Origin of the sequence: Curtobacterium sp. MCBD17_019 (genome assembly GCF_003234555.1) — a bacterium.
In the GTDB taxonomy this organism is placed as follows: domain Bacteria; phylum Actinomycetota; class Actinomycetes; order Actinomycetales; family Microbacteriaceae; genus Curtobacterium.
On record NZ_QKTT01000002.1, the window covers coordinates 338,199 to 349,766 of the forward strand.

Consider the following 11,568-nt stretch of genomic DNA (forward strand, 5'->3'; position numbering starts at 1 on the left):
CGGGTCCGGCGGCACCGGGTCCGGCGGCACCGGGCTCGGCGGCACCGGGCCCGGCGGTGCTCGTCGTCGCCGACGCCGGGGCGTGGCGCGCCTGGCTCGACGCCCACGAGGACGACCCCGACGGCGTGTGGCTCGTGCTCGCGAAGAAGGGCACGGTCGACCCGACCTCGCTGACGTACGACCAGGCCCTCGACGAGGCCTTGTGCAGCGGATGGATCGACGGGCAGAAGCGGGGGAACGACGCCGCCACGTTCCTCCAGCGGTTCACGCCACGGCGCCGGACGTCGCTGTGGTCGCAGCGGAACATCGGGCTCGTCGCGGCCCTGACGGCGCAGGGGCGGATGCGACCGCGTGGCCAGGCCGAGGTCGACCGTGCCCAGGCCGACGGGCGATGGGCCAGCGCGTACGCCGGGTCGGCGGCGATCGCCGAGCCGGAGGACCTGACAGCGGCGCTCGCGGCATCGCCCGCGGCGGCCGAGCGCTTCGCGACGCTGAACCGGCAGAACCGGTACGCGGTGCTGCACCGGATCACGACGGCGCCGAGTCCGACGGCCCGGGCGAACCGCCTGGCGAAGCTCGTCGCGATGCTCGAGCGCGGGGAGACGCCCTACCCGCAGTGACGCCGGGCGTGTGGACCAGCGAGTGCGCGCGTGGACGAAGCGCGCGTGGACGACGAAGGGCGCGCGTGGACGACAGCGCAGTTGTCGTCGGGGCGGGCGGTTCGGAGGTGCAACACGAGGGCGATGCGCGTCATGTGTCGCGGAGCCCTTGCGGAGGAGGGGTGAGGTTAGGCTAACCTCACCTACGTGACCGACGACCGGACCGAGGCGGCCTCACCCGCGCGTGCGGTGCGACGCTCATCCGTCGCCCCCTCCGGGCTCGACGCCACCGGCATCACCGTGGCGTACGCCCGCGTCGACGTCGTGCACGCGGCCGATCTGCGGCTCCGCCCGGGTCGTGTCACCGCGCTCGTCGGCCCGAACGGCAGCGGGAAGTCGACGCTGCTCCGCACCCTCGCCCGGCTCCAGCACGCCCGCACGGGCAGCATCACCCTCGGCCCCGACCACGCCGACCACGCCGACCGCGCCGACCAGGCCGACCGCACCGACCGCGCGAGCGAGCCCGACCAGGTCGACGCCCTCGCCCTGGCACCGGCCCAGTTCGCCCGCCGCGTCGCGCTCCTGACCCAGGGCCGCCCGACCCCCGGGGGCCTCCGCGTCCACGAGGTCGTCGCGTTCGGCCGGCACCCGCACCGGACCCGGTGGACACGCAGCGATCCGGGAGGCCCGGCCGCCGTCGCGCACGCCATGACGGTCACCGGCGTGGCCGAGCTGGCAGAGCGACCCGTCGACCAGCTCTCGGGTGGCCAACTCCAGCGTGTGTGGCTCGCGAGCTGCCTCGCGCAGGAGACCGGGGCCCTCCTGCTCGACGAGCCGACGACGTACCTAGACCTGCGCTACCAGGTGGAGCTGCTCGACCTCGTCCGCGACCTCGCCGACGAGCACCGGATCGCCGTCGGCATCGTCCTGCACGACCTCGACCAGGCCGCGGCCGTGGCGGACGACGTCGTCCTGCTCGCCGACGGCCGCGTCGTCGCCACGGGCACCCCGGCGGACGTCCTCACCGCGACCACCCTCAGCGCCGTCTACGGCATCCGGATCGAGGTGGACGTCGACCCGGCAACGGGCGCCGTCCGCACCCGGGCCGTCGGCCGACACCACGACCGATCCGGAAGGCTCCACCCCACCCCATGAAGCGCATCATCACCGCCGCGGCCCTCGCCGTCACCGCCGCCGTCGTCCTGACCGGGTGCGGCACCACCGAGGCGACCTCGAGCACGTCCTCGTCCACCGCGGGCGCGATCACGATCACCGACGCGACCGGCACGAAGGTGCACCTCGACGGACCGGCCACGAAGGTCGTCGGCACCGAGTGGAACGTCGTCGAGGACCTCGTCGCGCTCGCCGTGCAGCCGGTCGGCGTCGCGGACCCGAAGGGCTACGGGAACTGGGACACCGCCGCGCCGCTGACGGGCTCACCGAAGGAAATCGGGACCCGCGGCGAGCCGAGCACCGACACCATCGCGTCCCTCGCGCCCGACCTCATCGTCGCCACGACGGACCTGTCGGCCGCGACCCTGGAGCAGCTCCGGGCGATCGCGCCCGTCGTGGCCGTGCGGTCCGCCGACGCCTCGCACCAGATCGAGCAGATGACGACCGACCTCGACATGATCGCGAAGGCCACCGGGCGGCAGCAGCAGGCGGCGAAGGTCATGGACCGGTTCCACGACGCCGTCGCCGCGGGCAAGGAGGCGATCACGAAGGCGGGGCTCGCGGGCGACGACTTCGCGTTCGCCGACGGCTACGAGGTCTCGAACCAGGTCACCATCCGGCCCTACGCCGACGGCTCCCTCATCGGCGACGTCACCGAGGAGCTGGGACTCCACAACGCCTGGGACGTCACCGGCGACGGGAGCTACGGGCTCGGCAGCACCGACGTCGAGGGGCTGACGAAGCTGCCGTCCGACGTGCAGTTCCTCTACCTCGCGAACGACGCGGACGGCGGCGACGTGTTCACGAGCGCGCTCGGGTCGAACGCCGTGTGGAAGTCCCTGCCGTTCGTCGCCGCGGGTCACGTGCACCGGCTCCACGACGGCATCTGGCTGTTCGGTGGCCCGGCCTCCATGACCGCGTACGTGCACGCCGTCGTGGCGGCGCTCACGAAGTGACGCTCCTGGCGCCGCGGCGGCCGGTCACGGTCACCGCGGTGCTCCTGGCCGGCGCGGTCCTCGTGGCCGCGCTCGCCGTCGTGGACGTCACGCAGGGCTCGGCGGCCGTCGGGCCGGCGGCGGTCTGGAGGGCCGTCACCGGTCATGCGGACCAGGGCGACGCGTCCGTCGTGGTCGCGTCGCGCCTCCCGCGGGCGGTCGGGGGGATCCTGGTGGGCGCCGCGCTCGGCGTGGCCGGGTCGGCCCTCCAGGCCATCAGCCGGAACCCGCTCGCCGCTCCCGACACGCTCGCCGTCGACGCCGGCGCGTACGTCGCGCTCACCGTCGTCGGGGTGACGGGCGTGCACCTGCCGCTCCTGGCCTCCTCGGGCGTCGCGTTCGTCGGCGGGCTCGTCGCGGCGGGCGTCGTGCTCGCGCTCTCCGGCCTCGGGTCGGGCACCGTCCGGCTCGTCCTGGCCGGCAGCGCCTTGGCGCTCGGCGTCGGCTCGGTGACCTCCACCCTCGTGCTGCTGTTCCCCGAACGGACCGAGGGGCTGTACCAGTGGAGCCAGGGGAGCATCGCGCAGAACGGCATGGGCGGTGTCGCGCAGATGGCGCCCGTCGTCGCGGTGGGCATCCTCGGTCTGCTCGTCGTCGGACGGCGCATCGACGTGCTCGGACTCGGGGACGACGCCGCGCGGGGCCTCGGCGTCGGCGTCCGCCGGACGCGCATCGTCAGCGTCGTGCTCGCGGTGCTGCTCGCCGCGGCGTCGGTCACGCTCGCGGGGCCGATCGGGTTCGTCGGACTCTGCGCCCCCGCGCTCGCCAGGCCGCTGACACGAGGCGTGCCCGGACTCACCCGGGCGGTCGTCGCGCTCCCGCTCGCCGGGCTCGTCGGCGCGGTCGTCGTCCTCGGGTCGGACGTGCTGCTCCGCGCGGTGGTCGGTGGGGACGCCGCCGTCGGGGTCCCCACGGGCACCGTCACCACGTTCGTCGGCGCGGTGTTCCTCGTCGGCCTCGCCTTCCGCGCCCGCGCCGCCGGTGACACCACGACCGCGGGGGACCGGCTCCGGATCCCGAGCACCGTCGTGTTCGTGCTCACCGTCGTCGTGCTCGCCGCGGTGCTCGTCGGGACCGTCGTCGCCGCGGTGCTGCTCGGCGACGCGAAGCTCCTGCTCGGCGACGCCGTCAACTGGGCCACCGGGCGAGCCGGGCCGATCGTGTCGTACGTGCTCGACACGCGCGTGCCGAGGGTGCTCGCCGCGCTCCTCGCCGGGGCGGCCCTCGCGCTCGCCGGCACCGCCGTGCAGGCCGTGACGCGGAACCCCCTGGCGGAACCGGGGATACTCGGCGTCTCCGGAGGTGCCGGGCTCGGTGCGGTCCTCCTGCTCACCACCGTGCCGGTCGCGGGGTCGTGGGGCGTCGCGGGGGCGGCGCTCGCCGGGGCCGGGGTGGTCGCGGCGGTCGTGTTCGGGCTCGCCGCGCGCGGGGGCTTCCGGCAGGACCGGCTCGTGCTCATCGGCATCGGGGCCTCGGCGGCGACCACGGCGCTCATCGGGCTGCTCATCGCCCTGACCGACCCGTTCAATGCGACGAAGGCCCTGACCTGGCTGTCCGGATCGACCTACGGGCGGACGATGCCCGACGTCGTCCCGGTCGTCGTCGCGCTGGCACTCGGCCTCGTGGTGGTCGGCCTGCGGCACCGGGCGCTCGACCTCGTGTCGCTCGACGAGGACACCCCGCGTCTGCTCGGGCTCCGGCTGCCCGCGACCCGGTTGCTGTTCCTCGTGACGAGCGTCGTGCTCACGGCGACCGCCGTCGCCGCCGTCGGCACCGTCGGGTTCGTCGGACTCGTCGCCCCGCACGCGGCCCGGGCCCTGGTCGGTCGGCGGCACGCCCGCGTCGTCCCGGTCGCGGTCCTGCTCGGCGCGGTGCTCGTGTGCCTGGCGGACCTGCTCGGGCGCACCGTGATCGCCCCCGCGCAGATCGGGGCGGGGCTGCTCACCGCCGTGATCGGGACACCGTACTTCGTGTGGCTCCTGGCGCGGTCCCGGACCTGAGGTCGTCCGGCCGCTCCGAGCACCCTCATGCCGTCGGTCGAACTCCTTGCTTCCGGTTGCACACCCCGATCGGGGTGTTCAACCGGCAGCGGGGTGTTCGACACGCGGCGGGGCATGCTCAGGGCCGGCGCGTGCGAAGGTGATCGCGTGCACGACGAGCGCCAGCCCGAGCCCACGCCCACGCCCACGACCTCGACGTCGCTCGGGGTCGTCGGGATCGGTCGGATGGGCGCGGCGCTCCTGCCGCACCTGGTCGCGCTCGGGCCGGTCCTCGCGCACGACATCGACCCCGCCCGCGAGCCGCACGTCCTCGCCGCCGGGGCGCGCTGGGCACCGACGCTCGCCGAGCTCCTCGCCCGCGTGGACGTCCTCGTCACGGTGCTCCCCGGACCACCCGAGCTCGGTGCCGTCATGGCGGAGGCGCTGCCGGGCCTCCCGACCGGTGCGCTGTGGATCGACGTGACGTCCGGTGAGCCGCGGGGGACGCGGGCGTTCGCCGGCGACGCGGCCGAGCGCGGCATCGACGTGGTCGGTGCGCCCATGGGTGGGTCGGTCGACGACGCGACGGCGGCAGCGCTCACCCTGTTCGCGAGTGGGAGGCCCGCAGCGGTCGAACGCGCCCGTCCCGTCCTCGACGCCCTCACCGTCCGCGGTACCGTCCGGCACGCTGGTGACCGGTCCGAGGACGGGCAGGTCGTCAAGCTGCTCGCCAACGCGCTGTGGTTCGCCCACGCGTCCGCGGCGACCGAGGCCATGCTCGTCGGGCAGGCGATGGGGCTCGAACCCGAGCACCTGCACGCCCTGCTCCGCACGAGCGCCGGGGGCAGCGTGTTCATGGACCGGCACCTCGACCGCCTGCTCGACGGGGACGACATGACCACGTTCGGCGTCGACCGGGTCGTCGAGGAGCTGGATACCGTCGCGGGGCTCGGGCGCGAGGGCGGGGTCCCGATGCCGGTGCTCGACGCCTCGGCGGACGTGCAGCGTGCAGCGCTCGAGCGGTACGGGCCGGCGCTCGGGGAGCTGCTCGGGGCGCGGTGGCTCGAGGAGCGGGCGGGGCGGCGGTTGCGGCGAGGTGATGCGTGAGCGGAGGCCGGTGGTGGGGAATCACGCGTTGCCGGAGAGCACGTCGAAGTCGCCGCAGATCGAGGGGTTCGGGTCGACTCCCGCGGACGGGGTGTCGCCGGTGTCGATGATGGCGACGTTGGCGAACCCGACTCCGTCGATGGAGGAATGGCCGAGGCAGCTCGCATGATGGTGCGTGTCAGGCAGAGCCCGCGACGAGGGGAGACGTCACGGATCGACATGATCGCGATGTGGGCGCTCATCGCGCTTGACGTCGTCGCGGTGCTCTTGTCCAACCAATGCTGTGTTCGACAGGAATCTCCATCTCTACGGGTCCGGGGTTTGTGGGACGGGTCGGCCCCACGGCGTGTGTTCGAACTCGGGTTTCCTCGTCAGCATGCCGCTGTCCTTCTTCGGCGGGATCGCCTCGGTGCTCGTCGGAGCACGCCTCGGGTTCCGGGCGCGGCGGCGAGGGCGTGCCGGAGCGTGGTTTCCGCTGTGCGCGTTGGGGGCGGTTCTCGCGCTCTCGGGGCTGGCCATCGTCGTCGTCCGGACCGCGACCGGTACGTGGTGATGGTCGTGGATCTGCGCCTGCATGAGCGCGAGGTCAGCGGTACACATCGCGCCGATGCCCGAGTGTGACGACGACCACCAGCAGGACACCGTCGTCGATCGTGTAGACGATGCGGTAGTCGCCGACGCGCACGCGGAAGCCGTCGCGTCCCTGGAGCGCCTTGGCACCCGGTGGGCGAGGATCGTGACCGAGGAGCGCGATCGCACCGCGGACACGGGACCGGTCCTGATGGTCGATCCGCTTCAGCGCTCGAGCGGCGGCGGGACGGAGTTCGACGCGGTAGCTCACTGCCAGCCCAGGTCCGCCTTCACCTCGTCCCAGGGCACGTTCGGTCCTTCTTCTGCCATGGCGCTGTCGAAGGCAGCCACGTCTGCAGCATCCTCGAGGGCCTCCATCATCCGCTCGTAGTGTTCGGGGCTGACGAGGACGGCGGCACGCTTGCCGCGACGCTCGATCACGACATCGTCGTGGAGCGTGCTGGCGATGATCTCGGAGAGGTGGCTTCGTACTTCCGCAACGCTCACGACGGTCATCTGCACAATGTACAACTCGCACCTCGAACTGTACAGGCGGCCCGTGATCAGCCGAGCAGCGCCCGCAGCTGCGGCTCCACGAGCGACGCCGACCCGACGGGCGACAGGATCCCGCGGAACACCCGGAGCTCCTCCGCCCGGGACTCGACCGGCCCGAGCACGGCGGCGTGCGCGGTCGCCACGAGGTCCTCGAGCGCCCGCACGCGCGCGTACCGGACGAGCCGGGTCTCGTGGAGCTCGACCAGCCCGTAGCCGTGCCGGAAGGCGGCGGCCTGCTCGTCGGTGCCGTTCCGCGCGTCCTTCCGCCGGTTGGTCCAGCCCGATCGATCAAAGTCCCGGGGGACGGGCACTGCTCCTTCCCAGGTGCGTGCACCCCGGTTCCGCGCCAGACTGACCGGACACCGATCACCGACCGGAGGACCCCCATGGCCAGCGTCGACGACCTGCTCACCGCCAACCTGCACGCCGTGTTCGGCCAGCGCGACGCGTCCGCCCGCGCTGCCGTCGCCCAGGACGCCTACGCCGACGACGTCGTGTTCACGGACCCCGAGGGCTCGGTCACCGGTCGCGACGCCCTGCTCGGCAAGGCCGCGGGACTGCTCGACGAAGCACCCGCCGAGTTCGTGTTCGCCGAGGACGGCCCGCGCTACGTCAGCGGGACCGCGGGCGCGCTCGCCTGGGCGTTCGGACCCGCCGATGCCCCGGTCGCCCGCGGCATCGACGTCATCACCGTCCAGGAGGGACGCATCGCGACGCTCCTCACGATCCTCACCGACGAGGCACCGCCGCTCACGCCGACCATCTGACGGCGGGAGGGGCGGTGCGGGCCGCCCCGGGTCTCCCGGCCGGCGGCCGGAGCCAGCGGTGTCCTGCGGCCGCTGTCCTGGTCCGTGCTGCCCTGGCGGTGACGCGTCCGAGGGCGACGGCGCCGTTGTCGTTCGACAGCGGTCATGTCGAGAACAGGCGGAGGGAGCCCGGCCGGGGAGCGCGGCGGGCCTGGGTCAGCAGAGGCCGGCCAGGGTCGCGTCCGACCCCGCGCTCGTCGCGGACACGGTCGAGACCAGGTGGCAGCCGGACGGCAGCCCGGACACGACGAGCGCGGAACCCGAGCGGGTCGCCGGGGTCGCGACGCCGTCGACCCAGACCGTCGTCCCGGACCCCGCCCCGACGGGCAGGGTGACCGCGCTGGTCGTCGTGGACGGGACGCGCAGGGCCAGGTCGACCGCGCCTCCCGACCGTTGCTGGTAGGCCGCGGCGATGGTGCCGCGCACCGTGGGCTCGGTGACCGAGGCGTGGTCGACGGCGCCGGGCTGCGGCGCCACCGAGAACGACGCGTACCCGGGCGCGGTGGGCACGATGCCGAACAGGCCGGTCGTGACGTCGGAGACCGGCGACGCGGCCCACGGGTGCGAGTAGGTCGTGTTGGCCTTGAGGGACTTGTCCCACGCCTCCATCGTCGAGCCCGCGCCGACGCGCACCATGTTCATCCAGCTCGTCTTGTCCGTCGCCGTGAGCAGCGCGTCCGCGGCCGATCCGGCGCCGGCCGAGTAGAGACCCGGGAGCAGGAACGCGGCGCAGTAGACGCTGCAGGCCATGCCCTTCCCCGTCACGTACGACGCCGCCCGCGGGACGTTCGCGGGATCGACGACGCCGAACGCCAGGGCGAACGCGGTCGCTTGCACGGCCTCGTGCGCGATCGGCTTGTTCGTCCCCGTGGTCAGGCCGTCGCGGTAGGCACCCTTCGTGCCGTCCCAGAGCCGGGCGTTGATCGCGGTCCGGAGGGACGCCGCCTGGGTCCGGTAGCTCGCCGCGTCCGCGGTCTTCCCGATCGCGGCCGCCATCTCGGCGAGGTCGACGAGGTCCCGGTAGGTCAGCGCGTTCACGACCGTGTCGGTGTCGGTCAGCTGGTAGCCGTCCCGCTCACCGGCAGGCCAGTCGACGATGTCGTCGGCGTCCGCGTGGTCGACGAGTCCCGTCGCGTGGCTGATCGACCCGGTCAGCGGGATGGTGCGGAGCGTGGCGTAGTCGGCGCGGATCTGGGTCGTGTCGCCGCTGGCCTCCCACGCATCGTGCACCGCGAGGACGTCGTACAGGCGCCACTCGGTCGGCCAGGTCGGGTGGGCGAGCAAGTAGTCCACCGAGTAGGTGCCGAGCGCTCCGTCCGCGGACAGGGCCTCCTGCGCGGTCTGCTCGATGTACGCGTCGGCCTCGTACGCGCCACGCTCGCGCTCCCAGGAGTCGACGTACAGGTCCAGCGTGTCGTCGATGATCGTGTTCCGCGACAGCTGCCACACCGCGTCGAGCTTGCTCGACGACGACGAGAACGTCGCGGCCGTCGCGTCGATCGGGTAGCGGAGCACCTCGGCCTGCAGGTCGTGCGCCGTCACCGCCTGCGGCACGTTCGACACCTCGACGTACCGGAACACCCGGATCCCCCAGGAGCGCAGGGTCTGGGAGCCGGTCTTGAGGGTCCAGCGGTCCTCCCACTTGTTGCCGGCGGTGGTCTGGTACTGGACGGACCCACCACCGCTGGCGAGGACCTCGCCGTAGCGGATGTCCACCGTCCGCGTGTCCGGGCTCGTCATCGCGAGCCGGAGCCCGCCGATCCGCGTCTGGCCGAAGTCGAGCAGGTAGTGCCCGGTGCCGAGCCGCGTGATCGTCGTCGGGGCGTCGTCCTCCTGGAGCATCGTCGCGGTCGGCGTCGGGGTGAGCGTGCTGGTCGCGAACGCGCTGCGTGCCTGGGCGAGCGTCCATGCGTGGTCGTCGAACCCGACGGTGTCGAAACCCGACGGGTACTGGCGTGCGTCGATGTCCTCGACGGGAGCGGCGTAGTAGGACGTACCCACCGAGCCGGCGGCGGGGAACACGCCCGTGCCGGTGCGCACCCGCCAGGTGGGACCGGTGCCGACGCGGGTCTCGGTGCCGTCGGTGTAGTGCACGACGAGCTCCGCGAGGAACCGGTGGTCCGACGTCGTGTACAGCAGGGCCCCGATCGCGTTGGTCGCCCCCGCGTGCAGCAGGGACGTCACGTCGTAGCTGTCGTAGCGGACCTCCTTGCCGACCGACTGGGTCGGACCGGCTCCGACGAAGCTCCCGTTGACGCTGATCTTGTACACGTACTGGCGGGACGGCGCGGGGGAGGTCGCGGTCGCCGAGAGGGTCGCCCACGCGATCGTCCGGGCCGGCAGCGTCACCTCGTCGCGGGCGAACAGCCAGTCCGACACGGCACCGGAGCGGATCAGGCAGGCCGCCGAGGTCGGGAACGTCGCCTTGCCGCCGGACACCGTGCCGCAGGGGACGTCGGCGTTGCTCGTGAACGTGTTCCGGTACAGGACGCTCGAGCCCGGGCTCGTCACGGTCAGGCCCGAGAACGTCGTCTTCTCCTTCGAGCCGTTCCGGTAGCCGATGACGCCGCGTGTGTCCGTGTGCGAGGTGCGGGTGTCGACCAGTCGGCCGGCGAACCACGTCCGGATGGTCGAACCGGACACCTGGACCTTGATCGCGTACGCGTGCCCCGAGGTGACCTTGATGCCGAGCGGGATCTTCTTCGTCGTGAGCTTGCTGTACTTGCCGGCCACCTGCACCTGCGGGACGAGGCTCGACGTGGCGGTGTCGAACTGCCAGAGGTAGCCGTTCTTCGCGTCCTTCGCCCGGAACACGACGCCGGTCGGCTGCGCCGTCGCGACGTAGGTCTCGGTGAACGTGTAGTTGCTCCACGGGTCGAACAGGCACGAGCGCGAGGTCGACACGGTGAGGACGCCGTGCGACTCCCGTCCGCAGCCGAGGTCGGCGACGGTGCTCGACGACGACTGCGACCAGAGGGTCGCGCCCGTGCGGTCCGCGACGGCGAGCGATCGGAAGGTGGCCGACTCGTGGGTGCCGGTCTGCACGCCGATCCACCCGCTCGCGAACGTCCCGTCGGTCCGGGTGTCCACGGTCGTGCCGCCGATGGTCGTCGTGATCGTGTCGCCGCCGAGCGACACGGTGAACGCGGTGTCCCGGCCCACCGCCAGGTCGACGCCCTCTGCGTGCAGGTCGACCGTGCCGAGCACCCGGTAGGCGCCCGCCCGCCGGACCTCGGCGACCAGGCGGTCGCTCGCTGCCTGGAACTGCCAGAGGTAGTAGTCGCTCGCGTCGGTCCCGCGGAGGAGGACCGTCGCGGCGCTCGCCGTGATCGTGAAGTGCCCGGACAGGGTGTAGTTCGACCAGGTGTTCGACGGGGTCTCGGACCAGATCGCCCGGGCTCCACCCCAGTCGCCGCCGAGCGCGGTGCCGAACGTCGCCGGCGTCGCCCACGGCGAGGTCGCGCCCGCGCCGTCGACGACCTGCACCGAGAACCACGAGCGGCTCCCCGCGGTGAGGGTCGGTCCGGCGTAGGACACGTTCTGGCTCGCGCCGGACGTCACCACCCCGCTGTCCCAGATGTCGCCGGTCCCCGCTGCGGCGGCGGCGCTCGAGCCGGCGACGACGATGCGGTAGGACCGCTGGTCGGGCGCGCCCGCCGGGAGGCCCGCGGCGGCACGCTCGAGCACGGCCGGCTGCCAGGAGAACCGGACGGGCACGCTCGGGTCGACGTCCATCGGTGCGCTGAGGCCGTCGACGGTCAGGTGGGTGGGGGCGGTGGGGACG

Annotated in this window: 11 protein-coding genes; 7 read left to right on the forward strand and 4 right to left on the reverse strand. The window is 73.3% G+C overall.

Annotated features, from left to right (window positions below; all coding sequences use genetic code 11):
- Positions 1 to 56: 56 nt before the first annotated feature.
- The 6 genes from DEI82_RS03500 (at position 57) to DEI82_RS16140 (ending at position 6,406) form a co-directional block, all read left to right on the forward strand.
- The gene (locus DEI82_RS03500; RefSeq protein ID WP_111035832.1) at positions 57 to 620 is read left to right on the forward strand and encodes a YdeI family protein; all 564 of its coding nucleotides are present in this window, start codon (positions 57 to 59) and stop codon (positions 618 to 620) included.
- A gap of 186 nt (positions 621 to 806) precedes the next feature.
- Complete coding sequence (locus DEI82_RS03505) at positions 807 to 1,754, forward strand: ABC transporter ATP-binding protein (RefSeq protein ID WP_309146637.1); 948 nt, start codon at positions 807 to 809, stop codon at positions 1,752 to 1,754.
- The gene (locus DEI82_RS03510) at positions 1,751 to 2,728 is read left to right on the forward strand and encodes an iron-siderophore ABC transporter substrate-binding protein (RefSeq protein ID WP_111035802.1); all 978 of its coding nucleotides are present in this window, start codon (positions 1,751 to 1,753) and stop codon (positions 2,726 to 2,728) included. Before DEI82_RS03505 ends, DEI82_RS03510 begins: the two co-directional genes overlap by 4 nt.
- Positions 2,725 to 4,767: an iron ABC transporter permease gene (locus DEI82_RS03515; protein ID WP_111035803.1), complete on the forward strand. Its 2,043-nt coding sequence runs from the start codon at positions 2,725 to 2,727 to the stop codon at positions 4,765 to 4,767. The genes DEI82_RS03510 and DEI82_RS03515 overlap by 4 nt, the downstream gene beginning before the upstream one ends.
- Before the next feature lie 147 nt (positions 4,768 to 4,914).
- Positions 4,915 to 5,853: an NAD(P)-dependent oxidoreductase gene (locus DEI82_RS03520; RefSeq protein WP_181435086.1), complete on the forward strand. Its 939-nt coding sequence runs from the start codon at positions 4,915 to 4,917 to the stop codon at positions 5,851 to 5,853.
- Between the two features lie 376 nt (positions 5,854 to 6,229).
- Positions 6,230 to 6,406, forward strand: a complete 177-nt coding sequence (locus DEI82_RS16140; protein ID WP_181435087.1) for a hypothetical protein — start codon at positions 6,230 to 6,232, stop codon at positions 6,404 to 6,406.
- 33 nt (positions 6,407 to 6,439) lie between these two features.
- On the opposite strand, the gene DEI82_RS03530 is transcribed toward DEI82_RS16140, so the two are convergent.
- Genes DEI82_RS03530 through DEI82_RS03540 form a run of 3 tightly spaced genes read right to left on the reverse strand, consistent with a single transcriptional unit; the run spans position 6,440 to position 7,289 of the window.
- Positions 6,440 to 6,694, reverse strand: coding sequence for a type II toxin-antitoxin system RelE/ParE family toxin (locus DEI82_RS03530; RefSeq protein WP_111035806.1), 255 nt, complete (start codon positions 6,692 to 6,694; stop codon positions 6,440 to 6,442).
- Positions 6,691 to 6,939, reverse strand: coding sequence for a type II toxin-antitoxin system Phd/YefM family antitoxin (locus DEI82_RS03535; RefSeq protein WP_111011679.1), 249 nt, complete (start codon positions 6,937 to 6,939; stop codon positions 6,691 to 6,693). The genes DEI82_RS03530 and DEI82_RS03535 overlap by 4 nt, the downstream gene beginning before the upstream one ends.
- Positions 6,940 to 6,986: 47 nt before the next feature.
- Positions 6,987 to 7,289, reverse strand: coding sequence for a hypothetical protein (locus DEI82_RS03540; protein ID WP_111035807.1), 303 nt, complete (start codon positions 7,287 to 7,289; stop codon positions 6,987 to 6,989).
- Between the two features lie 75 nt (positions 7,290 to 7,364).
- Here DEI82_RS03540 and DEI82_RS03545 point away from each other — a divergent pair, with 75 nt between their 5' ends.
- The gene (locus DEI82_RS03545; protein WP_111035808.1) at positions 7,365 to 7,745 is read left to right on the forward strand and encodes a nuclear transport factor 2 family protein; all 381 of its coding nucleotides are present in this window, start codon (positions 7,365 to 7,367) and stop codon (positions 7,743 to 7,745) included.
- 195 nt (positions 7,746 to 7,940) lie between these two features.
- On the opposite strand, the gene DEI82_RS03550 is transcribed toward DEI82_RS03545, so the two are convergent.
- A partial coding sequence (locus DEI82_RS03550; protein WP_111035809.1) for a family 78 glycoside hydrolase catalytic domain occupies positions 7,941 to 11,568 on the reverse strand: 3,628 nt, incomplete at its 5' end.

What these genes read in the sequence shown, in the direction of transcription:
- DEI82_RS03510 (WP_111035802.1), top strand. Translation starts at nt 1,751, where the DNA reads ATGAAGCGCATCATCACCGCCGCGGCCCTCGCCGTCACCGCCGCCGTC.
- DEI82_RS03535 (WP_111011679.1), bottom strand. Translation starts at nt 6,939, where the DNA reads ATGACCGTCGTGAGCGTTGCGGAAGTACGAAGCCACCTCTCCGAGATC.
- DEI82_RS16140 (WP_181435087.1), top strand. Translation starts at nt 6,230, where the DNA reads ATGCCGCTGTCCTTCTTCGGCGGGATCGCCTCGGTGCTCGTCGGAGCA.
- DEI82_RS03545 (WP_111035808.1), top strand. Translation starts at nt 7,365, where the DNA reads ATGGCCAGCGTCGACGACCTGCTCACCGCCAACCTGCACGCCGTGTTC.